Origin of the sequence: Mesorhizobium sp. WSM3626 (assembly GCF_000513935.1) — a bacterium.
GTDB lineage: Bacteria > Pseudomonadota > Alphaproteobacteria > Rhizobiales > Rhizobiaceae > Mesorhizobium > Mesorhizobium salmacidum.
Genome location: NZ_AZUY01000035.1, coordinates 14,785 through 37,082 on the forward strand (window position 1 = coordinate 14,785; position 22,298 = coordinate 37,082).

The following is a 22,298-nucleotide window of genomic DNA, read 5'->3' on the forward strand; positions in this document are numbered from 1 at the left end:
AAGGGGACGACACGCTTCTGGTCTGGTTCCGCACATCGATCGGCTTAGCCGTTCACAACAGGAGATGAATGACATGAATATCGAACTCAAGGGCCGCACGGCGATCGTCACCGGGTCGACGGCAGGCATCGGGCGCGCCACCGCAGAGGGTTTAGCTCGTGCCGGGGCGTCGGTCGTCATTAATGGCCGTGGAAATGCCCGGGTCGACGAGGCGGTGCGGCAGATGCGCCAGTCTTTCCCGGACAGCGAGATCTCCGGCGTCGCCGCCGATCTGTCGACAGCGGAGGGCGCCGACACATTCTTCGCGAAAGTGCCCGACGCCGATATACTCGTGAACAACGTCGGTACGGCTCACATCCGGGACTATAACAGCGTCGAGGACATCGCCAAGATCCCCGACGAGGACTGGCTTGGCCTGTTCCAGCTGAACGTGATGAGCGGCGTGCGCATGACGCGCCACTACGTGCCGCGCATGGTGGCGAAGGGCTGGGGCCGCGTCGTCTTCGTGAGCAGCGAGTCCGCAGTCAACATTCCCAAGGAGATGCTCGACTACGGCATGACCAAGACCGCGCAGCTGGCGGTCTCGCGCGGTCTTGCCGAGGCGGTCGCGGGCACGGGCGTCACCGTCAACGCCGTCCTGCCGGGACCTACCCGGTCCGAGATCCTGGGTGACTTCATGGCGAAGCAGGCTGAGGCAACCGGAATCACGCAGGAAGAAGCCGAGCAGGGCTTCCTGAAGGCGATGCGTCCGACCACCCTCATCCAGCGGTTCGCGACCACCGACGAGGTCGCCAACATGATCATCTATGTGTGCTCAGAGCAGGCCTCCGCAACCACTGGCGCGGCTCTGCGCGTGGATGGCGGCGTGGTCCGCTTCGTCGCCTAAGCGTGTAGGGCGTCAGGAAGAGATCGCGTGTAAACCGCTGAATCGACAGGGATTTTCCTTAGCAACACCCTCCCCTCACTCGATTGTTTTGAGACCAGCTATGTCATTGATCTAGATGGGCCCCCACGACTGTTCCAGCCGCGGGGGCGTCGGGATAACTTCCCGGAAACCCGTGGTCAGATGTTGGCGAGCAATTCGTTGACTCGGCTTTCCATGTCCGCAAGCGCGGCATCGACGTCTTTCTGGCCAGTGATTGCGGCGCTCATCTCTTCGCCGACAATGTCCTGGATCGCAAACTGACGCTGCACCGCTGACGGCAGCGGCCTGCCGAGATCGGAGATGGCGGCAATCGTGTTGCGATGCGGCAGCGCCTTGAAGGCGTCCGAGGTGATGATGGCCTTGTATGCCGGCAGGTGACCGGTGCGCGACCATTCGAAATCGTTGTCGGCGAAGAACTTCAGGAACTTTCCGATGGCCGCAGTCTGTTCAGGCGTGCGGTCCTTCTGCGAGACTGCCCAGGTGTGGCCATCGGCATATTGCGCATGGGCGCCGCCAAACAGCTGCGGATACGGGTAGACCGCGTAGCCGCCCTTGTTGAGCGCCGTGCCCTTGGTTTCGGACTGGGCATTGTTGTCGCCGACCACCCACGTGCCGTTGAGCTGAACGCCACCGTCACCGGCAAGGAAGGCGTTGATAGCGCCGCCGTAGTCGAGGTCCTTGGTGGTGTAGCCCTTGTCGAAGATCGCCTTGTACATCTCGACGACCTTCTTGGCTTCCGGCGTATTCAGCTTCACATGCTTGGGATCGGCAAAAAAGTCGGAATCCTGCTGGAAGAGATAGGTGTAGAGATTGCGCGTGTAGAGTGCCGTCTCGTTGGCCAGGTTTTGAACGAAGTAGGGCTTGCCGGTCTTCTGTTTGAACTGTTCGGCCTGGGCGAGCAGTTCCTCAGGCGATTTCGGAAGCATCGGAGTGCCGTCGGCATTGACGAGACCGGCCTGTTTGAAGAGATCCATATTGATGTGATAGAGCATCGTCCAGCTGTCGATCGGCAAGCCGTAGATCTTGCCATCCTTGGTGGCGCCGGTGCGCGCGGCGTCCGTGAAGGCTTCAGGTGCGACGCCGACGGACTTCAAGAGATCATCGAGTGGCATCAACAGGCCCTTGGACTGATAGTCCGACAGGGCGGATTCGTGGATCGTGACGATGTCTGGAGCATCGCCCGAAGCGAACTGCGCAGTCAGCTGGTCATAGCCCGGCCATTCCACGGTGGTGACATTGACGTGCACGTCGGGATTGTCGGCGTTGAACTTGTTGATCAGCGACGTGATGATGCCGCATTCGCCGACGGCCTTGCCGACATCGGCGTTGGTGCCGAAATTGGCATCGCAGGCACCGAAGAAGCGCTGCACGGTCAGTTCCGTCGCTGCAAGGCTCGGGCTGGCGAGCATCATTACCCCCGCGGAGACCGCGGCAAACAGTATTTTCTGCATTTTCATTTCAGTTCCTCCTACTGAGTTTCCGCCGCTCCACCCTGGATTGGCTTCATGCTTTTCCATCGCTTCGGCGCACTCCCTCGCCGCCTGCCGTAGGGCAATTTTCGTTATCGGACCGCGGCGCCAGAGACGGCCGTGACGATATATTTCTGGAAAAAGAGGTAGACGATCAGGATCGGTGCGCCGGCGAACACCGCCTGCGCCATCAGGAAGCCGATGCCTTCAGACTGGGCGAAATTGGTCTGTGTCGAAGCCATACCGACGGTCAGCGTGTACATGTCCTTCTTGGTTGCCGAGATCAGCGGCCACAAATAGTCGTTCCACGCGCCAAGGAAGGTGAAGATGCCGAGGGTTGCCTGTGCAGGCACCGTGAGTGGCAAAAGCACCTTCCAGAAAATCCTGAACCGGCTGGCATTGTCCAGCATGGCGGCTTCGTCCAGCTCCTTCGGGATGGCCTTGAAATATTGGGTCATCAGGAAGACGCCGAACGAAGCCGACAGGCCGGGGAGAATGAGTCCGTGATAGGTATTGTGGAACTTCAGTATGCTGAATATCTGGTGGCGGGCGACAAGCACGGCCTGTTCCGGAACCGCCAGACCGAAGAGCACGATCACGAACAGGACGTTTCGGCCGGGAAAGTTCAGCCGTGCAAAACCGTAGCCGGCGAGCGATGACAAAACCAGCGTGCCGATTGTCAATCCGCCCGAGACGATGATGCTGTTGCCCACCCAGAGGAATACCGACGAGGTGCCGATGGTGTTGAGGTAGTTCTTGAGGGTGTAGGGCGCGTGAAACACCGAATTCGGATCGGCCATCAGCTCGGCATTTTCCTTGAGCGACAGGCCGATGACCCACAGAACCGGGGCGATCATGACGATCGAAAGCAGGATGACGAGGGCCAACAACACGCGGTCGCCAAATGCCCGCCCCTTGATGGAAGTGGCTGGAGCACTCATGCCTGGTCTGCCTTGTTGCGTGCGACGAGGTACTGGGCCATGGCCGCGATCAGGATGAGGATGAACAGGATTTCCGATGCCGCGGCACCCATGCCGAGATCCCAGCGGCGGAATGCGGTGTCATAGATGTAGAGCACGATCGGCTTGGTCAGATTGTTGGGACCGCCGCGCGTCATCAGCCAGGCTTGGCCGAACAGCTGGAATTGCAGCACGATCTGGATGATGATCACCAGGACGAAAGTGCGTTTGATCGACGGCAGCGTGATTGAGCGCAAGGTCTGCCAGCGATTGGCATTGTCGAGGGCCGCCGCTTCGTAGATATCCTGCGGGATCTGCTGCAGGGCCGAGAGAAAGAGCATCATCGGCAGGCCGATGCACCACCAGACAGTGGCAATGGCGATACCGATCATGGCAAGGCTTGGATCGGAAATGAAGGCTGGGGCGGTGGCACCAAACCATCCGTAGATCGTCGACAGCAGGCCGACATTCGGAATGAACACGATGCGCCAGATCAGTGTGACGATGGTAACCGACAGCACCGAGGAGGAAAAGAACAGGGTCCGCAGCACAGCGGCAGTGCGCGTGCGGCGGTTGAGGCAAAGCGCGAGGAAAAGGCCGATCAGCGCCAGCGTCGGCACCGTCAGGAGCACGAAGTAGAAGGTGTTCCAGACCGATTGCAGGAACACCTTGTCGTTAAACAGCCTGATATAGTTACCGAGACCGACAAAATTTCCGGATGAGAAAGTGTCGGCCTTGTGGAAGCTCAGCCACATCCCCCAAAGGAGCGGGAAGATGAGCAGCGTTGTAAAGAAGAACAGGAATGGCGCGACGAAAATGAAATTTCGCCATTGCGGCGCGTAGATATCGACGCTTGGGGCCCTGACGCCGGCGGCCGGCGTCGAGGTCCGCGGGATCGTCAAACCGTCGGCCACGTCAGGCCTCCCTCGCGTGCCAGGCGCGGCCTGTCTCGTTGAACAGATGCGATTTCTGGCCGTCGAAGGCTAGCCCGACCTTGTGGCCGACGGCGACGCGGCTGTTGCCGACATCGGAACCGACGATCTGCTGGCCATCCCCCAGCCGTGCGTAGATCAAGGTGCGTTCGCCGAGCCGCTCGAGCACATCGACCACGCCGTCGGTATTGCCCTGCCCTACAGGAACGATGCGGACATCTTCCGAACGGATGCCGAAGCTGTGCTTGCCACCGGTCAACTGGCTGGAGGCGATCTCGGTGCGAACCGACATTCCGTCCGCAAACCTGACCGTGGCGTTCCCAGCCGATCTGTCGACCGTCGCCTCGACAAAATTCATCGCCGGTGCGCCGACGAAGCCTGCGACGAATTTGGTCGCGGGGCGTTCATAGATCTCCATGGGAGAGCCTATTTGCTCGATCCTGCGATTATTCATGACGACGATGCGGTCGGCGAGCGTCATCGCCTCGACCTGGTCGTGGGTGACGAAGATCATTGTCGATTGCAAGCGCTGGTGAAGCTGGGCAAGTTCGATGCGTGTGCGGGTCCGCAAAGCCGCATCGAGATTGGAGAGCGGCTCGTCGAACAGGAACGCCTTCGGCTCCTTTACGATCGCACGGCCAATGGCGACGCGCTGGCGCTGGCCGCCCGAGAGCTGGCCCGGCTTGCGCTCGAGCAAGTGAGCCATTTCGAGGATGCGGGCGGCTTCGTTGATCCGCGCGTCAATGACTTCGCGCGACATGCCGATATTCTCAAGCCCGAAGGCCATGTTGTCGCGCACGCTCATATGCGGATAAAGCGCATAGGACTGAAACACCATGGCAATGCCGCGCTTACCCGGCGGCAGATGATCGATACGCTCGTTGTTGATGGCGATCTCGCCGCTATCAACAGTTTCGAGGCCTGCGATCATTCGCAGAAGCGTCGATTTCCCGCATCCGGACGGCCCAAGAAACACGATGAATTCGCGTGCCTTGATGGAGAGCGACAGATCCTCCAGCACCGCCATGGCACCGAAATGCTTGCTCACATTCCTGATTTCGATTTCGGCCGTCACGTCGACGCTCCTCCTCAGCGCATGCACTTTTCGATGGTCCGCCCGAGATCAGAGTTTCAGGCGGATCATCTGGTAGGAATAGGCCGGCAGCGATAGGCTCAGTCTGCCGCCAGCCACCGAGGCGCCCTCCCCCCTCTTGGGCCCGACATTGCCGGGATTCCCGGCCGAATTGACGGCTTTCAAATCCGCGTGCGTTATCACCTGGTGATCAACGACGTCAGCCGCACCGAAACCGCTGATGTCGATCACGGTTTCGATCGCCTCGCTCGAATGGCGGTTGACGGCGAAGAAGGTGACATGGCCGGTTTTGGTGTCATGCACGCCGGCCACGTCGACGCAGGAAACCTCACCCGCGACGGTGGACTTGTAGGTCGGGCTGTCCAGCTTGAGATCCAGTGCATTGCCACGGCCGTAGATCGAGGCATAGAGATAGGGATAGAATATTGTCTGGCGCCATGCCGGGCCATCCGGAACGGTCATGATCGGCGCAATGACGTTTACCAGCTGCGCCAGGCAGGCGATCTTGACCACATCGGATCGACGGATGAAGGTGTTGAGGATCAGGCCAACCTGCAGCACGTCCTCGAAATTGTAGATGTCTTCGAGCAATGGTGGGGCGAAGGGCCAGCCGTCATTGCCCCCAAGGATCTTCTTGTCCTGCTCTTTGGAATGATACCAGACGTTCCATTCGTCGAACGAGATGTAGACCTGCTTGCTGGAGCGCTTCTTGGCCTTGATATACTCGATCACGCCGGCGACCGAGACGATGTAGCCGTCGAGCTTCTCGTTCATCGCGAGATAATTCGGCGCGTCATTGGCTTCATTGTCGAAATACATGTGCAGCGAGATATAGTCGACCTCGTTATAGGTATGGTCGAGAACGGTCGCCTCCCATTCAGGATAGGTTGGCATCTTGGCATTCGATGAGCCGCAGACCACCAGTTCGAGCGACTTGGAAAAAGCGCGCATGGCCTTGGCGGTCTCATGGGCCAGGCGGCCATACTCGTCGGCGGTCTTGTGGCCGATCTGCCAGGGGCCGTCCATTTCGTTGCCGAGGCACCACAGCTTGACGTCGAAGGGCTCCTTGCGGCCGTTGGCGATACGCTTGTCGCTCCACTCACTTCCGCCTGGATGGTTGGTGTATTCCAGAAAATTGCGGGCTTCATCGAGGCCACGCGAGCCGAGATTGACGGCAAGCATCATCTCGGTGTTGGCGGACGCGCACCAGTTGGCAAATTCATGCAGGCCGACTTCGTTGCTTTCCGACGTGTGCCAGGCGAGGTCGAGGCGCACCGGGCGTTCTTCCTTGGGGCCGACACCGTCCTCCCAATTGTAAGCTGACACGAAATTGCCGCCGGGATAGCGGACGATCGGGACGTTAAGTTCCCTGACGAGATCAATGACGTCTTGACGCATGCCGTTGGTATCTGCCGTCGGATGGCCGGGCTCATAGATGCCGGTGTAGATCGCCCGCCCAAGATGCTCGATAAAGGATCCGTAGAGCCTCGGATCGATTTCCGAGACGACATAGTGCGGATGCGCCGTTATGGCTGCCTTCATGCAATTCCTCCCTAAATATCACAAATGATGATTTAAATCATCTTACTCGATATCAAAGAGAAGCAGGACCCATTCGTCAAGCGAAAAACTAGCAAAAGTCTGACAATTGACCGACAGCCTCCGTCGTAAATGGAATCAATATATTGAAATCACTTCGTTATTTTTTAGACCCGATTTGATGATTATCAACCGGTTTTGATCCTGAGCAGGATGTCCTGATCGTAATTTCCAAATCCCTTGCCGAAAATATTGATGCCGCCGGGACGCTTGGCATCGTCCTTGACGCCAATACGGACCCGGATTGAATGATGGCCCTTGAGGTCGAGGGCGGCGAGGCTGGTTTCTGAAATCCTGACACCGTCGACATAGGTGCCGTCGGTGGAAATTCGCCAATTCTTCAGCTTGCCATATTGCGAGCCCTTGAGCTTCCACCAGGAGGGCGTGAAGACGCCGCGCTTGTCGCCGAAATCGCCGGGTGACGTCCACGTTCCGACATCGACGCCATTGATCGTCAGCGTGATGTCGGAGGGCCAATCGGCGCTGGTGCCAGGCACTTCCGAGGACAGCTCGGTCACCAGTTCGAGTTCGGTAATCTCGGCATTGGCGAGCTTGGCATTGTTGGGGAACTGGTATTCGACAAAGCCGCGCGTGAACCACAACAGACCAGCCTTCATGCGGTCCGGATCAAGGAAGGTGTTGGGCACATCGAGGAGACCGATGATCCCGTCCGGCGAGCAGAGACCGCAGGGCGCGGTGACCTCGAATCCAGTGTAGAGCCCAATCGGCATCGACACTTCGATCGCGTCGTTCTTGAGCGAACGATATTCGCTCTTGAAGACCACGAGCACTTCCTCAGCGGTCGGATAGCAGATCTTTTGGCTGCCCTTCTTCGCCTTCTGGTTCTCGGTGCGGATCAGGCCAGCATCCTCGAGCACCTGTATATTGGTCGAGACCGTCGACTGCGGCAGCGACAGCAGGGCGGCGATGTCATTGACATTCATCGGCCCTTTCTCATGCAGCAGTTTCAGCATCGAGATGCGCGCCGAAGAGGCCAGCCCCTTGAGGACGGCCATGCCTTCCTCAGGTTCGATCACCAGAAAATTGCGACTCATCGATTGGCCAGTCTGTATGAAATCCATATCCGAAATTGCCCCTGTATATCTTGGAATCTGATTTAATCAATGCGCTGACCGCCCCCAAGTCACTTTTATTGATCGCAACCGTGCGGCGGGTTCCTTCCTCGGGGACTTTCGTACGCCTTCCGGTGCCCGAAACTCTTCACGAAAGCGGAATGACAGCGCAACAGCATCGGGATGGCGATAGCGGCATGGAACGCTGGAAGTCTCGTCCTGACCCTCGGACTCGGGGGGTCCCTTACCGGATGACATCCCAATTCAACGCAATTGGCGAGCCTACGCTCAGCAGCGGTCCGACCAGAGCAGCAAAAAGCTTGCCTACTTGGTATGCTGGTATAATATGTAGATGGTATGGTGTCTTTCGAAAAGAGCCATCGTCACGGAATGAACAGACGAGCCGATCAGGTCGGCCGGTGTTTTTGGGAGGAGATATCATGAAGTTTTCAATTGTGGCGGCGCTTGCCGGCGCCGCGCTAGCCAGTGTTTCGGTTTTGCCGGTGATGGCGTCGCCGGACGCACCGGTGATCGCACTCGCCAACGCCTATTACGGCAACACCTGGCGGCATCAGATGGTGGAGGCTTTCGAGGCCTCGGCCAAGGAAGCCAAGGCGGCCGGTCGGATCGCCGACTACGTCGTCATGAACGGTGACGGCTCGGTGGCGCAACAGAACAGCCAGATCGCCGAACTGATCCTCAAGAAGGTCGACGTGCTCGCCGTCGACGCCGCCTCGGAAACCGCGGTCAACGGCATCATCGAAAAGGCCTGCAAGGCCGGCATCATCGTGGTTTCCTTCGATTCGGTTGCTTCGGCGCCCTGCAACTACCAGCTCAACTTCGACTTCAAGGGCTACAAGGCGGCCCAGGCCGAAGCCATCTTCAAGATGATCGGCGGCAAGGGCAACGTCATCCAAGTGCGCGGCGTGAAGGGGTCAGCGCCCGACAACGACATGTTCAACGCGCAGCAGTCGGTGCTGGCGAAATATCCCGACATCAAGGTTGTCGCCACCGTCTATGGTCAGGCGACCGCCTCGGTCGCGCAGGCGGCGATCGCCAACGTCCTGCCCTCGCTGCCACATGTCGACGCCGTGCTCGGCCAAGGCGGCAGCGACGATGTCGGCATTGCTCAGGCCTTCGTCCAATATGGCGGTGATTATGCCGGCAAGATGCCGATCATCGAAGGCGGCGGCGGCACCGACTTCGTCAAATGGTGGGCCGAGGAGAATGCCAAGAACAGCTACCAGACGGTCTCGATGAACACCACGCCGGGCATTGGCGGCGCCGCATTCTGGCTCGGCCTTTCGCTGCTCAAGGGTGGCAAGGCACCGAAGCTGATGATCATGCCGGTGGCGACCGTCGATGCCAGCAATCTCAAGGAGTATGCGAAGCTGCCGGGGGGCCAGATCATCAGCCCCAGCTATTCGCTCGACTGGGTCAAGCAGAACCTGCTCAGCAAGTAAAGCTTGTCATTGCCAAGGACCGGGCGCCGCCCAGACGGCCGCGCCCGGTCCTTGCCCGTAAAGAAACGGAGGACGAATGTCCCATCTTGCCGTAGCCGATCCGGAAGGCGCAGCCGCTACGATACCCGACATCAGGTCAAACGTCGTCTCGCTGTCGCGGATCACCAAGAGCTTCGGGCCGACGCTGGCGAACGCGCAGATCGACCTCGCCGTCTCGGCCGGTGAAATCATCGGCCTGGTCGGCGGCAACGGCGCCGGCAAGTCGACACTGATGCGCATCCTGTGCGGGGCGACGTCGCCGACCCTCGGCTCGATTTCGTTCGCCGGACAGGGCGTGAGCTTCGGCGCCTATGGCACGGCGGAGGCGCAAAGGCGCGGCATCCGCATGGTTCACCAGGAACTGTCGCTGTGCGCCAACCTTTCCGTCGCCGAGAACTTCTTCCTGGAGACACCCGGCGACGCGGCCAACAGGCCGGGCTGGCGCGCACTCTACAGGGACCGCGCCCGCGCAGCGCTGGACGCCGTCTTTCACGCCAACGGCATCGATGTGAACGCCGAAGTCGGCCATCTCTCCATCGCCGAGCGGCAGATGGTCGAGATCGCGCGCGCCGCCGCCACGCCCGGCGTCAAGCTGATCGTGCTCGACGAGCCGACCTCCTCGCTCGACCTCGACCGCTCCAGACAGTTGCGGGCCTTTATTCGTGAGCGTGCCAAATCCGGCTTCGCCTTCATCTTCATCAGCCACAAGCTGCAGGAAATCATCGACATCGCCACGCAGGTGATGGTGCTGCGCAACGGACGCACCGCCTGGCGCGGCGATGTCGCCGACACCTCGATCGGCCAACTGGTGCAGCTCATGGGCGGCGACGCCAATTCAATCCACCAGCACAGCGCCGCCGCCGCCAGCAGCGGCGAGGCGCTGGTTAAATTGTCCGGTTCCCTGACCGCCGGACTCGGCCGCGATATCGAGATCGGCCGCGGCGAGATCATCGGACTGGCGGGGCTCGAGGGCAGCGGCCAGAAGGAGTTGCTGCACGCCATCTTCGAGCCGGATTCCACCCGGGGAACCGCGATCACCAGGAGCGGCGATGCCGGTTTCATTGCCGGCGACCGCCAGAAGGAAGGCGTGTTCCCGCTGTGGAGCGTGCTTGGAAACATCAGCATCGGCAGCCTTGCCCGCCGTCCGGCACTGGGCCTTGTTTCGGAACGCGCCTGCCGCGAGGCGGCGGGCGTTGCAGCCGGCCGGTTGCGGCTCGACGACAAACGCTTCGGCTCCAACATCCTCGAACTCAGCGGCGGCAACCAGCAGAAGGCGCTGGTTGCCCGCGCGCTCGTCGCCGACACGCCGATCCTGCTGCTCGACGATCCGACGCGCGGCGTCGACATTGCCACGAAACAAGACTTCTACAGGCTCTGCAACGAGATCGCGCGCAGTGGTCGCACGCTGGTTTGGCACACGACCGAAGACGCCGAGCTTTTGGCCTGCGACCGCGTGCTGGTGTTTTCAGGCGGGCGCATTGTCAAGGAATTGAGCGGCGAAGCGATCACGGAATCGGCCGTCGTCGGCGCATCCTTTGCCCAGCAGGCGGACACCCGTGCCGGCGCGGGGCACAGCGCCGCCGGCGCCGGCCTTGCCCGCCGGCTGGTCAACGCGGCCCCCTTCATCGGGCTCGCCGCCGTGCTGGCGGTGATGATCTCGGCCAACCCGGCGGTGGCCTCGATCTTCGGGCTCGACCTGCTCTTGATGCCGGCGCTGTCCCTGGTGCTGGTGACGGCGGCGCAGATGTTCATCGTCGGCGGCAGCGAGATCGATCTCGGCGTCGGCGCCTTTGCTGGTCTGGTCAGCGTGCTCTCCGCCACGCTGCTCTACGATCAGCCATGGCTCGGTGCGCTGGCGCTGGCGGCGGCGATCGCCGCCTATGCTGGGCTTGGCGGCCTGATCCAGGCGCGCAAGATCCCGGCCATCGTCGTCACGCTCGGCGCCTCCTTCATCTGGATGGGACTAGGCTACGCACTGCAGCCGACACCGGGCGGCACCAGCCCCGAATGGTTGTCGGCGATGTTCAGCTGGTCGCTGGTTTTCCTGCCCACCTCCATCATCCTCATCGCCGCCGTCGCGCTGGTGGTGCTGGTGATCGACCGGCTGCCGCTTGGCGTGGTGCTGCGCGGCTTCGGCAACAATCCGACCGCCATGATCCGCTCCGGCTGGTCGCCGACGCGCTATGCACTGGTGCGTTACCTCGTCGCCGGATTGTTCGCCGCTGCCGCCGGCCTGTCGCTGACGGCGATCAACACGGCAAGCGACATCAATTCCGGCAATTCGTTCACGCTGCTCAGCGTCGCCGCCGTGGTGATGGGTGGCTGCTCGCTGCTGGGCGGTGTCATCTCGCCGGTCGGCACCATCGCCGGCGCGGTCACGCTGGCCTTGATCGGCGCCCTGCTCGGCACGCTGAACGTGAGCAGCGACTTCAACGCCGCAACGCAAGGGCTGATCCTCATCGCCCTTTTGACGCTGCGCGGCCTGACCGCAGACCGCAGGAGCGAACAATGAACGGCCTCGCCGCCTCCAGCCTCTGGGCACAGAAGAACCGCTGGGTCTGGTCGGCGATCGGCGTGCTTTTGCTTTGGCTGGTGCTGTCCGTGGTCACCAACCGCTTCAGCCTCTCCAGCCTGTCGGGCATCATGCTGTCGGCCTCGTTCCTGACCGTCGTCGGCATCGGCCAGATGTTCGTCGTCACCACCGGGCGCGGCAATATCGACCTTTCGGTGGCCTCGGTGATCACGCTCAGCGCCTTCGTGGCGCTGCTCACCATCAGGGGCCAGGACGCCAACCTTGCCATCGGCGTCGGCGCCGCGATCCTGCTCGGCCTCGCGGTCGGCGGGTTGAATTCGCTGCTCGTCGTCGGGCTGAACATACCGGCCATCATCGCCACGCTGGCGACAGGTTATGTACTGGCGACCGGGACACTGCTTTCGAACCGCGCCATAGCGGGCTTCGCCGTCAGCCCGCTCTTGAAGACGCTGGCGACGGGCCGCATTGCCGGCGTGCCGATCATGGCCGCCATCGCCATCGTTGGCGTGGCCGCGACCTCCTTCGTGCTGCGCTACACGGTTTTCGGACAATTGCTGTCGGCGGTCGGCCAGAACCGCACCGCCGCGCGGCTGGCCGCGATCCGCAACAACCGGGTCATCGCTTCGGCCTTCATCATCTCGTCGGTGCTGGCTTCGCTCAATGGGCTGCTGCTCGGCGCCTATATAGGTGGCGCCTTCCTCGAAATGGGCCAGCCCTATCTCTTGCAGTCGATCGCCGCGGTGGTGCTGGGCGGCACGCTGATCTTTGGCGGCTCGGCGAGCGCCGTCGGCACGCTGTTCGCAAGTATCCTGCTGATCCTCATCGTCACCACCATGCAGATCCTCGGCCTGCCGCCAGGTGCGCAGGACATCGTGCAAGGCATCGTCGTCATCTTCGTTCTGGCGCTGGCCGGCCGGCAAGTGCTGTCGCGCCGAGCCGCCGTCGACCGCACCGACGACGACGGCACACTGAAATCCGAGCCAAATGCGGCGGCTGTCCGCCGGCAATGACAAGCGGATGATGATTTCTCTTGCCAATGTGGTAGAGTGATCATACCAGTAGATAAGCTGACGATCGGTAACGCCATCGTCCACGACCAGGGAGCAAGGGCTAGATGACGACGATTGCGCTGTTCGGTGCCGGCGGCAAAATGGGCTACCGCCTTTCGACCAATTTCCGCGGCTCGCCCTATACGATCCGCCATGTCGAGGTCAGCGAGGCCGGGCGTGAGCGGCTGAAGACCGGACTGGGCTTCGACACGGTCAGCGCCGACGAGGCGCTGGAAGGCGTCGACGTGGTGATCCTGGCCGTGCCGGACACCCATATCGGCAAGGTCGCGACAAGCATCGAAAGCAAGCTTGCGCCGGGCACGATGGTCATCGTACTCGACGCAGCCGCGCCGTTCGCCGGGCATTTGCCCGATCGTCCCGACCTGACCTACTTCGTCACCCATCCCTGCCATCCGCCGATCTTCAACGACGAGACCGACATGGCGGCGAAGAAGGACTATTTCGGCGGTGTGAAGGCCAAGCAGCACATGGTCAGCGCCCTGATGCAGGGACCGGAAGCCGACTACGCCAAGGGCGAGGCCATCGCCAAGATCATCTGGGCGCCGGTGATGCGCTCGCACCGCGTTTCCGTCAAACAGATGGCGCTGCTCGAGCCAGGTCTTTCGGAAACCGTCTGCGCTTCGCTGCTGGTCGTCATGAAGGAGGCGGTCGACGAGGTCGTGGCGCGTGGCGTCGACCGGCAGGCGGCGCTCGATTTCCTGCTTGGCCACATGAACGTGCTCGGCGCCGTCATCTTCGGCGAAACCAAGGGCGTGTTCTCTGACGCCTGCAACAAGGCGATCGAATTCGGCAAGCCGGTGCTGATGCGCGACGACTGGAAGCGGGTCTTCGAGCCGGAAGAGATCGCAGCCAGCATTCAGCGGATCACCTGACTCGACTTGGGTACAGATTACCTGAATTTGTGGTTGACTCATCATACCAGTTGGCTAAGCTAATCTTCGCTCGGATCAACCACGCTTCGCCGGGAGTTCGAAGCTGAGACGGGTGGAGGATGGCGGGGAACAGGAACTTGCTTGGGAGGCCGACTGACGGCTTGGGCCAGGCGTTCCGCAACCTTCACAGCCTGATGGATTCAAACGCAGACAGTGGCCTCGATCGTCGAGACACAGGCTTTTCAAACGGGAGGACTTCATGAAACTGACTCGCAGAATAACGCTTGCGGCGTTCGCCGGCGTGCTGGCACTCGGCACGGCGATGCCCGCCTACGCGGCGGACCTCATCGCCATCATCACGCCATCGCATGACAATCCGTTCTTCAAGGCGGAAGCGGTCGGCGCCGAGGCCAAGGCCAAGGAACTCGGCTACGAGGCGCTGGTGCTGGTGCATGACGACGATGCCAACAAGCAGTCCGAACTGATCGACACCGCGATCGGCCGCGGCGCCAAGGCGATCATCCTCGACAATGCCGGCGCCGACGCCACCGTCGCCGCCGTGCAGAAGGCCAAGGACGCGGGCATTCCCTCGTTCCTGATCGACCGCGAGATCAACGCCACCGGCGTCGCCGTGGCGCAGATCGTCTCCAACAACTACCAGGGCGCCCAGCTCGGCGCGCAGGAGTTCGTCAAGCTGATGGGCGAAAAGGGCAACTTCGTCGAGCTGGTCGGCAAGGAATCCGACACCAATGCCGGCATCCGCTCCAAGGGCTATCATGATGTCATCGACGACTATCCGGATCTGAAGATGGTCACGCAGCAGTCGGCCAACTGGAGCCAGACCGAGGCCTATTCCAAGATGGAATCGATCCTGCAGGCCAATCCCGACATCAAGGGCGTCATCTCCGGCAACGACACGATGGCGATGGGCGCCTATGCCGCGCTCGCCGCCGCGAACCGCAAGGATGTGATCGTCGTCGGCTTCGACGGCTCGAACGACGTGCGCGATTCCATCACCTCGGGCGGCATCAAGGCGACAGTGCTGCAGCCTGCCTTTGCCCAGGCGCAGATGGCGGTCGAACAGGCCAACGACTTCATCAAGAACAAGAAGTCGCCCGAGAAGGAAAAACAGCTGATGGACTGCGTGCTCGTCAATGGCGAAAATGCCGCCAAGCTGGAAACCTTCGCGCTGAAGAACTGAGCCGTCTCAACGCAACGGCGAGGGGCGGACCCGTGTTCGCCCCTCGCCCAGTTTTGTTTTGACGCGATTTCGGACGGAAAACCGTTCACACTTTTTCTGGATTGCTCCAGTTTCACGTTCCGGGTGATTCTTTGACCGCCATGCCGAACAGATTGACCTGGCTGACCCGTTTCACCGGGATGATGCTTGCGGTGCTCGTGGGCCTTGGCCTCAGCGCCTGCAAGATCCTGCCGACGCCCGTGGCGCAAAGCGAAAACAATGCGCCTGCCTTCAAACCGGACAAGATGGTCGAGGACATCTGGGCCTCGAAGGTCATACCCTATCTCAAGCAGAAGGCCGGGCCGTTTGCCGAGGTCCATGCGTTGGCGAAGACCGATCCGGCGGCGGCCGGCGCCAAATACGGCAACCCCAGGAAGCAGGCGAATTCGCCATGGACCTTCGCGGTGCGTGTCGAGGGCAAGATCATCGCCGCCAACACGCAGTCGCGCGCGGCAACGATGGACATTGACGTGGATGGCGACGGCAAAGCCGATGCGCGCGTCCAGATCGGGCCAGCGATGCGCGGCACGGCACTGCGCGACAGCCTCGATTTCGTCCAGTTCAACGACTTCACCAACCAGATCGACTTCGCCCAGTTCGGCAAGGCTTTCAACGCCTATGCGGACAAGGCCGTGCTGTCCAAACTGCCGCGCGAGGCACTTGAAGGCCGCGCTGCCAAGATGGTCGGCGCTTATACGATCGAAGGTGGCCAGGACCTGCCGCTGGTGACTCCGGCGGAGGCCGAGATCGGGCCGAAGCCATGAGCCCCGGTCGCGAGGTCATCCTCAAGCTGGAGGACGTCTCGAAGGTCTATGCCGGCACGGTGGCGGTCAAGCAGGCGAACTTCGAGGTGCGCAAGGGTGCCGTCAACGTGCTGGTCGGTGAAAACGGCGCCGGCAAGTCGACGCTGATGAAGATCATCGCCGGCGTCGAGCAGCCGACCGCCGGCCGCATCCTGCTCGAAGGCGAAGAGGTTTCCTTCTCCTCATCGGGAGATGCGGTGGCGCGCGGCATCGGCATGGTGTTCCAGGAACTGAACCTGTTCGGCAACATGACCGTCGCCGAGAACATCTTCGCCACACGCGAAATCACCAACCGGCTGGGCAAGATCGACCGCAAGGAGCAGGAAAAGCGGGCGAGCGAATTCCTCGACCGGCTCGAAGCCGGCATCCGGCCGGACATGCTGGTCGAGGACCTGCGCATCGGCCAGCAACAGCTGGTCGAGATCGCCAAGGCGGTTTCGCTCGACGCCAAGATCCTGATCATGGACGAGCCGACCTCGGCGTTGAGTGCGGCGGAAGTCGAAATCCTGTTCAAGGTGATCGCCGACCTCAAGGCGCGCGGCGTCGCCATCGTCTACATCTCCCACCGGCTGGAAGAACTGATCCGCATCGGCGACACCGTCACCGTGCTGCGCGACGGCCGCATCACCGGCCAGGAGGAAATGAGACGAGTCGACACGCAGTGGATCGTGCGGCAGATGATCGGCTCGGATGCCAAGGATTTCGCCAAGGCCGACGGACATCAGCCCGGCGAGGAAATCTTCCGTGCCGAGGAGATCTGCCTGCCGCGCGTTACCGGCGGACTGGCGGTCGACCATGTCTCGCTGTCGCTGCGCGCCGGCGAAATCCTCGGCATATACGGGCTGATGGGCGCTGGGCGCAGCGAGCTGTTTGACTGCATCATGGGCCGTCATGGCCATGCCAGCGGCAAGATCTTCATCGCCGGCAAGCAGGTGAAGGAGCGCGACACGACGCGCCGCATCCAGCGCGGGCTGGCATTGATCCCCGAGGACCGCCAGCGCGAAGGGCTGGTGTCGATCCTCTCGGTCGCCAGCAACCTGACGCTGGCGAGCTTGTCGCGCTTCGTCAGCCTGTTCCATATCCGGGGCGGCGCCGAGCGGCAGGCCGTCGTCCAGATGGTTCGGGAACTGGCGATCAAGGTCGCCGATCCGGCGCAGGAAGTCTCGTCACTGTCGGGCGGCAACCAGCAGAAGGTGGTGATCGGCAAGGCACTGCTCACCGAACCGAAAGTGCTTTTGATGGACGAACCCAGCCGCGGTATCGATGTCGGCGCCAAGGCCGACGTCTTCCGCACCATGCGCAAGCTTTCGCGCGACGGGCTCGGCATCCTGTTCGCCACCTCCGATCTCGACGAGGTGATGGCGCTGTCCGACCGCATCGCGGTGATGAGCAATGGCAGACTGACCGGCATGTTCGACCGCGCCGAGGCGACGGAAGCGGCGATCGTCGCTGCGTCGGCGCTGGGCCACGGACCGGCACATGGAGAGCAACGCTGATGACTGACATTCCGGCCAAGGCGGCCGCTCCTTCCGCCTCCAGCGGTTCCGCGCTGCTGACGCTGATGAAGCTCAGGACCTTCATCGCGCTGATCGCGGTGCTGGTATTCTTCTCGATCGCCGCGCCGAACTTCCTCTCGGCCGCCAATTTGATCCTGATGGCCAAGCACGTGGCGCTCAACGCCTTCCTCGCCATGGGCATGACCTTCGTCATCATCACCGGCGGCATTGACCTTTCGGTCGGTTCGATCGTCGGCCTGTGCGGCATGGTGGCCGGCTATCTCGTGCTCAACGGTATCGACCTGCAGATCGGCTACACCGTCTATTTCAACGTCTTCGAGATCATCGTGATCACGCTTCTGGTCGGCATAGCGATCGGCGCCGTCAACGGGCTGCTGATCACCAGGCTCAACGTCGCGCCCTTCATCGCCACGCTCGGCGTGCTCTATGTCGCGCGCGGTTTCGCGCTGCTGTCCTCCGACGGCCGCACCTTTCCCAACCTCGTCGGCAAACCGGAACTCGGCACCACCGGCTTCGGCTTCCTCGGCGCCGGCCGGCTGCTCGGCTTGCCGGTGTCGATTTGGATCCTGATCGTGGTGGCGCTGGGGGCTGCCTACCTCGCGCGCTACACCCCGCTCGGCCGCCACATCTTCGCCGTCGGCGGCAATGAGCGCGCGGCGCGGATCTCGGGCGTGCGCGTCAACATGGTCAAGATGTTCGTCTACATGTTCTCCGGCTTCTGCGCCGCGATCGTCGGCCTGATCATCTCCTCGGAACTGATGGCCTCGCACCCGGCGACGGGCGAGAGCTTCGAATTGAACGCCATTGCCGCGGCGGTGCTCGGCGGCACTTCGATGTCGGGCGGACGCGGCACGATCGGCGGCACAATCGTCGGCGCCTTTGTCATCGGCATCCTGTCGGACGGGCTGGTGATGATGGGCGTGAGTTCCTTCTGGCAGATGGTGATCAAGGGCCTGGTCATCATCGTCGCCGTCGTCGTCGACCAGGCGCAGCGCCGGCTGCAGCAGCGCGTCACGCTGATGCAGATGGCAAGGGTGGGTTGAGCATGGAGAGCCTAAGTGGAGCGCTGATCGGCTGCGGCTTCTTCGCCGTCAACCAGATGCATGCCTGGCGCGACATCAAGGGCGCCTCGATCGTCGCGGTCTGCGACCGCAATGCCGAGCGACTGCAGATCGTCGGCGACCAGTTCGATGTCGCACGGCGCTACACGGACGCAGCGGCGATGTTTGCGGCGGAGAAACTCGACTTCGTCGACGTCGCCACCACGGTGGGCAGCCATCGTGAGCTGGTCGAGATGGCCGCCGCGCACGGCGTTCCCGTCATCTGCCAGAAGCCGTTCGCGCCGACGCTCAGTGATGCCAGGGCGATAGTGGAGGCCTGCCAAACAGCCGGCGTGCCATTGATGGTGCATGAGAACTTTCGCTGGCAGTCGCCGATCCAGGCGGTGCGCGCCGTACTCGACAGCGGCGAGATCGGCACGCCCTTCTTCGGCCGCATCTCCTTTCGCTCCGGCTATGACGTGTTTTCCGGCCAGCCCTATCTGGCGACGGGCAAACGCTTCATCATCGAGGATCTCGGCATTCATATTCTCGACATCGCCCGCTTCCTGCTCGGCGATGTGTCGAGCCTGACCGCGCGGACCGCACGCATCAACCCGGCCATCGCCGGCGAGGATGTCGCCACGATGCTCATGGACCACGCCGGCGGCGCCACTTCGGTGGTCGATTGCAGCTATGCGACCAAGCTCGCCGTGGAGCCGTTCCCGGAAACACTCATCGAACTCGACGGCAGCGACGGCACGATCCGGCTGGCGCAAGGCTACCGGCTGACCGTCACAGGCAAAACCGGAACCAAGGTGAGCGACGTATCGCCACCACTGCTGCCCTGGGCCTCGCGACCATGGCACAACATCCAGGAGAGCGTTGCCGCCATCCAGCGGCACTGGATCGACTGCCTTGCATCAGGCCAGGAACCGGCTACTTCAGGCGCCGACAATCTCAAGACATTTGCCCTGGTCGAGGCCGCCTATGCGGGTGCCGCCAGCCGCGGGCCGGTGCAAATCGACGCCTTGCTCAGATGACGGCTGAGGCTTTCCATCTCTACGGCACGTGCGCGGCCGAGCCCAAGCCGGTCACGTTGCGCGCGGGCGCGCTGAGTACGGAGCTGGTCAACGGCAATCTGCGCACCATCCGCCATGGCGGCACCGAAGTGCTGCGCGCCATCGCCTATATCGTGCGCGACCGCGACTGGGGCACATACGAGCCTGATCTGACAGATCTGGCGATCGACCAGAAGGATGACCGTTTCTCGGTCAGCTACACGGCAAGCTGCCTCGGCGCGAACGGCAGCCGGCTCGGCTTCCGTGCCACGATCGAAGGCTCCGCCGACGGCAGGCTGGTGTTCGACGTGACCGCATTGCCAGAGAGCGATTTCGAAACCAACCGCTGCGGCTTCTGCATCCTGCACCCGATCGCCGGCCTTGCCGGCAGCCCGGTGACGGTCGAGCATGCCGATGGCGAGGTAGTCGAGACGGAACTGCCCGATCTGATCGACCCCTGGCAGCCGTTCAAGAATTTGCGCGCCATCACGCATCAGGTGCGGCCCGGCGTTGTCGCGCAATGCCGGATGGATGGCGACACATTCGAGATGGAAGACCAGCGCAACTGGTCTGACGCTTCCTACAAGACCTATGTGAGGCCGCTGGCGCTGCCATGGCCCTATGTGCTGCCGGCCAGACAACCCCTGCGCCAGACGATCAGCTTGCAAATCACCGGCGACGCCAACGTGCCTGCCTCGGCAGCGGCGGCCGAACCGGTTCGCGTCGAACTCGGCAAGGCCGGCTCGAAGCTGCCTGACATCGGCGTGGTGATCTATCCCGAGGATGTCGAGGCGGCACTTGCCGACCTGCCGATGCTGGGGAGGCTCGGTCCGCGGCAGCTGCTTTTCCACTTTGATCCGACGCGAGGCCACGGCCTCAACGCGCTGCGCGCCCATGCCCGGCTCGCCGCCGCCTACCCTGTTTCGACGACGCTGGAATGCGTGGTCGCCTGCGCCGGCGATCTCAACGCCGAACTTTCCGATGTCGCCGATATGGTACGTCGGGCAGGCCTGCGGCTCGATGCTGTCGCGGTGTCTCCTGCGGTCGACCGCCAGTCGACGCCGCCGGGCAGTGCCTGGCCGGCATGCCCGCCGCTCGAGGACGTCTACACCGCGGCGCGACGCGCCTTTCCCGATATCCGTCTCGGCGGCGGCATGTTCAGCTATTTCACCGAGCTCAACCGCAAGCGCGTTCCGGCACACCAGCTCGATTTCATCACCCACTGCACCTGTCCGATCGTGCATGCCGCCGATGATCTCAGCGTCATGCAATCGCTGGAGGCGCTGCCCTTCATCATCCGGTCCACCCGGGCGATCTTCGGGACAAAGCCGTACCGGATAGGGCCATCGACGATAGCCATGCGCCAGAACCCCTATGGTGGCGCGACCAAGAACAATCCTCAGGGGCAACGCATCGCCATGGCGAACCGCGATCCCCGCCATGCCGCACAGTTCGCCGCCGCATGGACGATCGGCTATGCCGCGCGCGTCGCGCCGGGCCTGGAGATGCTGACACTGTCCAGCTTCAGCGGGCCGTTCGGCGTGGTCGCGGGATCAGGCGAACCCCTCGCGCAAGGAACGCCGCGGCCGATCTTCCAGGCCATCGAAGGGCTTTGTGAGTTGGCTGGACTGACGCATGTTTCCGCCACGACGAGCGACGAGACGCGGGTCCTGGCGCTGGCCGGCCGCTCTGTCTCGGGCAAGATCATCGTCTGGCTGGCGAATCTGACATCGAACGATGTCCCGGTCGACGCTTCCGCGCTTGGCCAGGGCAATCTCGCAATGCCGCCCTATGCGATTACCAGGATCGGTTACTTCTCGGAATTCATCACATAGAGCGCACGCGAGCGCTCGAGGTGCTTGATCATCGCCTTCTCGGCGCCGTCGGCATCCCCGTGCTCGATGCGATCGATGATCTCCTCGTGCTCGGTCAGCGTGTATTTTTCCTTGCCGGTCCAGATAAGCATTTCAGTGTGGTATTCCTTCAGCCAGCCCAGCGTGGCTTCGCTGACGGCGACATAGATCGGATTGCCTGAAATGGACGCGATCTGGGTATGAAACTTCATGTCGGCGGAGATGAAGGCTTCCGAATCGCCGCGCGCGGCGCGCTGCTCGGCCACGGTTGCCTTCAGCAGTTGCACATCCTCCGATGTAGCCTTTTCCGCGGCTTCCCTGACCATGCCGCGTTCGAAAAAGATGCGCGCGGTCTTCAGGTGCTCCAGCGTGTCCCTGGACGAAGACAGGATGATCTTGGCCGCGCCGTCGACCTGCTTGATGATCGACTTGGCGGTCAGTTGCAGCACCTTGGCGCGCTCGCCATGCGAGATGGCGACGAGCCCCATATTGCTCAGCGCCTGCATGGCTTCACGGATCGCCGGCCGGCCGACCTCGAAGCGCTCCATCAACTCGCGCTCGGACGGCATGTCGTCGCCGGGCTGCAGTTCGCCGCTGGTGATCAGCCGCTTCAGTCTTGCAAAGACTTCGTCGGAAAGTTTGCGCCGGACGATCGGCTCCGAACGGTTCATCGTCGCGAATCACTCCCTTGACCCGGCCCTATCTAGCATTGCCGCTGCGATTCCTGGAATGCCCGTCCGCTGACCGGACTGTAGCCGCC

Annotated in this window: 18 protein-coding genes; 11 read left to right on the forward strand and 7 right to left on the reverse strand. The window is 62.2% G+C overall.

The window, feature by feature from the left end:
- Positions 1–73 precede the first annotated feature (73 nt).
- Complete coding sequence (locus M653_RS0121695; RefSeq protein WP_027145235.1) at positions 74–886, forward strand: SDR family oxidoreductase; 813 nt, start codon at positions 74–76, stop codon at positions 884–886.
- A gap of 176 nt (positions 887–1,062) precedes the next feature.
- Here the strand turns inward: M653_RS0121695 and M653_RS0121700 are convergent, their stop codons facing one another.
- The 6 genes from M653_RS0121700 to M653_RS0121725 all read right to left on the reverse strand — a co-directional run bounded on the left by M653_RS0121700 (position 1,063) and on the right by M653_RS0121725 (position 8,032).
- Positions 1,063–2,376, reverse strand: coding sequence for an extracellular solute-binding protein (locus M653_RS0121700; protein ID WP_245262265.1), 1,314 nt, complete (start codon positions 2,374–2,376; stop codon positions 1,063–1,065).
- 110 nt (positions 2,377–2,486) lie between these two features.
- Positions 2,487–3,335: a carbohydrate ABC transporter permease gene (locus M653_RS0121705; RefSeq protein ID WP_027145237.1), complete on the reverse strand. Its 849-nt coding sequence runs from the start codon at positions 3,333–3,335 to the stop codon at positions 2,487–2,489.
- Entirely contained in the window at positions 3,332–4,255 is a 924-nt protein-coding gene (locus M653_RS0121710) for a sugar ABC transporter permease (protein ID WP_051442762.1), read from the reverse strand. Before M653_RS0121710 ends, M653_RS0121705 begins: the two co-directional genes overlap by 4 nt.
- A gap of 13 nt (positions 4,256–4,268) precedes the next feature.
- Positions 4,269–5,360, reverse strand: a complete 1,092-nt coding sequence (gene ugpC, locus M653_RS0121715) for a sn-glycerol-3-phosphate ABC transporter ATP-binding protein UgpC (protein ID WP_027145239.1) — start codon at positions 5,358–5,360, stop codon at positions 4,269–4,271.
- 48 nt (positions 5,361–5,408) lie between these two features.
- A complete protein-coding gene (locus M653_RS0121720) occupies positions 5,409–6,920 on the reverse strand; it encodes an alpha-N-arabinofuranosidase (protein ID WP_027145240.1) in 1,512 nt (503 codons plus the stop codon).
- A gap of 185 nt (positions 6,921–7,105) precedes the next feature.
- Positions 7,106–8,032 (reverse strand): helix-turn-helix domain-containing protein, encoded by a 927-nt coding sequence (locus M653_RS0121725; protein ID WP_027145241.1) that lies wholly within the window; start codon positions 8,030–8,032, stop codon positions 7,106–7,108.
- Between the two features lie 458 nt (positions 8,033–8,490).
- Here M653_RS0121725 and M653_RS0121730 point away from each other — a divergent pair, with 458 nt between their 5' ends.
- The 10 genes from M653_RS0121730 to M653_RS0121775 all read left to right on the forward strand — a co-directional run bounded on the left by M653_RS0121730 (position 8,491) and on the right by M653_RS0121775 (position 21,520).
- The gene (locus tag M653_RS0121730; protein ID WP_027145242.1) at positions 8,491–9,513 is read left to right on the forward strand and encodes an ABC transporter substrate-binding protein; all 1,023 of its coding nucleotides are present in this window, start codon (positions 8,491–8,493) and stop codon (positions 9,511–9,513) included.
- 76 nt (positions 9,514–9,589) lie between these two features.
- Positions 9,590–12,064 carry an ATP-binding cassette domain-containing protein gene (locus tag M653_RS0121735; RefSeq protein WP_027145243.1) on the forward strand — a complete coding sequence of 825 codons (2,475 nt, stop codon included), beginning with the start codon at positions 9,590–9,592 and terminating at the stop codon, positions 12,062–12,064.
- Positions 12,061–13,095: an ABC transporter permease gene (locus M653_RS0121740; protein WP_027145244.1), complete on the forward strand. Its 1,035-nt coding sequence runs from the start codon at positions 12,061–12,063 to the stop codon at positions 13,093–13,095. Before M653_RS0121735 ends, M653_RS0121740 begins: the two co-directional genes overlap by 4 nt.
- A gap of 104 nt (positions 13,096–13,199) precedes the next feature.
- A complete protein-coding gene (locus tag M653_RS0121745) occupies positions 13,200–14,027 on the forward strand; it encodes a phosphogluconate dehydrogenase C-terminal domain-containing protein (RefSeq protein WP_027145245.1) in 828 nt (275 codons plus the stop codon).
- Positions 14,028–14,286: 259 nt separating this feature from the next.
- Positions 14,287–15,228 (forward strand): D-ribose ABC transporter substrate-binding protein, encoded by a 942-nt coding sequence (locus M653_RS0121750; RefSeq protein ID WP_027145246.1) that lies wholly within the window; start codon positions 14,287–14,289, stop codon positions 15,226–15,228.
- 140 nt (positions 15,229–15,368) lie between these two features.
- Complete coding sequence (locus M653_RS0121755; RefSeq protein WP_032935760.1) at positions 15,369–16,031, forward strand: DUF2291 family protein; 663 nt, start codon at positions 15,369–15,371, stop codon at positions 16,029–16,031.
- Positions 16,028–17,566 (forward strand): sugar ABC transporter ATP-binding protein, encoded by a 1,539-nt coding sequence (locus tag M653_RS0121760; protein ID WP_027145248.1) that lies wholly within the window; start codon positions 16,028–16,030, stop codon positions 17,564–17,566. The genes M653_RS0121755 and M653_RS0121760 overlap by 4 nt, the downstream gene beginning before the upstream one ends.
- The gene (locus M653_RS0121765) at positions 17,566–18,630 is read left to right on the forward strand and encodes an ABC transporter permease (protein ID WP_032935762.1); all 1,065 of its coding nucleotides are present in this window, start codon (positions 17,566–17,568) and stop codon (positions 18,628–18,630) included. Before M653_RS0121760 ends, M653_RS0121765 begins: the two co-directional genes overlap by 1 nt.
- Before the next feature lie 2 nt (positions 18,631–18,632).
- Positions 18,633–19,667: a Gfo/Idh/MocA family oxidoreductase gene (locus M653_RS0121770; protein ID WP_027145250.1), complete on the forward strand. Its 1,035-nt coding sequence runs from the start codon at positions 18,633–18,635 to the stop codon at positions 19,665–19,667.
- Positions 19,664–21,520 carry a hypothetical protein gene (locus M653_RS0121775; RefSeq protein ID WP_027145251.1) on the forward strand — a complete coding sequence of 619 codons (1,857 nt, stop codon included), beginning with the start codon at positions 19,664–19,666 and terminating at the stop codon, positions 21,518–21,520. Before M653_RS0121770 ends, M653_RS0121775 begins: the two co-directional genes overlap by 4 nt.
- Here M653_RS0121775 and M653_RS0121780 read toward each other — a convergent pair.
- Entirely contained in the window at positions 21,496–22,209 is a 714-nt protein-coding gene (locus tag M653_RS0121780; RefSeq protein ID WP_027145252.1) for a transcriptional regulator NanR, read from the reverse strand. The genes M653_RS0121775 and M653_RS0121780 overlap by 25 nt on opposite strands.
- Between the last annotated feature and the right edge of the window lie 89 nt (positions 22,210–22,298).

Excerpts from the sequence above, each read along its gene's own strand:
- M653_RS0121695 (WP_027145235.1), top strand. The coding sequence starts at position 74 with ATGAATATCGAACTCAAGGGCCGCACGGCGATCGTCACCGGGTCGACG.
- M653_RS0121700 (WP_245262265.1), bottom strand. The coding sequence starts at position 2,376 with ATGCAGAAAATACTGTTTGCCGCGGTCTCCGCGGGGGTAATGATGCTC.
- M653_RS0121705 (WP_027145237.1), bottom strand. The coding sequence starts at position 3,335 with ATGAGTGCTCCAGCCACTTCCATCAAGGGGCGGGCATTTGGCGACCGC.
- M653_RS0121720 (WP_027145240.1), bottom strand. The coding sequence starts at position 6,920 with ATGAAGGCAGCCATAACGGCGCATCCGCACTATGTCGTCTCGGAAATC.
- M653_RS0121725 (WP_027145241.1), bottom strand. The coding sequence starts at position 8,032 with ATGAGTCGCAATTTTCTGGTGATCGAACCTGAGGAAGGCATGGCCGTC.
- M653_RS0121730 (WP_027145242.1), top strand. The coding sequence starts at position 8,491 with ATGAAGTTTTCAATTGTGGCGGCGCTTGCCGGCGCCGCGCTAGCCAGT.
- M653_RS0121735 (WP_027145243.1), top strand. The coding sequence starts at position 9,590 with ATGTCCCATCTTGCCGTAGCCGATCCGGAAGGCGCAGCCGCTACGATA.
- M653_RS0121740 (WP_027145244.1), top strand. The coding sequence starts at position 12,061 with ATGAACGGCCTCGCCGCCTCCAGCCTCTGGGCACAGAAGAACCGCTGG.
- M653_RS0121745 (WP_027145245.1), top strand. The coding sequence starts at position 13,200 with ATGACGACGATTGCGCTGTTCGGTGCCGGCGGCAAAATGGGCTACCGC.
- M653_RS0121750 (WP_027145246.1), top strand. The coding sequence starts at position 14,287 with ATGAAACTGACTCGCAGAATAACGCTTGCGGCGTTCGCCGGCGTGCTG.
- M653_RS0121755 (WP_032935760.1), top strand. The coding sequence starts at position 15,369 with ATGCCGAACAGATTGACCTGGCTGACCCGTTTCACCGGGATGATGCTT.
- M653_RS0121760 (WP_027145248.1), top strand. The coding sequence starts at position 16,028 with ATGAGCCCCGGTCGCGAGGTCATCCTCAAGCTGGAGGACGTCTCGAAG.
- M653_RS0121765 (WP_032935762.1), top strand. The coding sequence starts at position 17,566 with ATGACTGACATTCCGGCCAAGGCGGCCGCTCCTTCCGCCTCCAGCGGT.
- M653_RS0121770 (WP_027145250.1), top strand. The coding sequence starts at position 18,633 with ATGGAGAGCCTAAGTGGAGCGCTGATCGGCTGCGGCTTCTTCGCCGTC.
- M653_RS0121775 (WP_027145251.1), top strand. The coding sequence starts at position 19,664 with ATGACGGCTGAGGCTTTCCATCTCTACGGCACGTGCGCGGCCGAGCCC.
- M653_RS0121780 (WP_027145252.1), bottom strand. The coding sequence starts at position 22,209 with ATGAACCGTTCGGAGCCGATCGTCCGGCGCAAACTTTCCGACGAAGTC.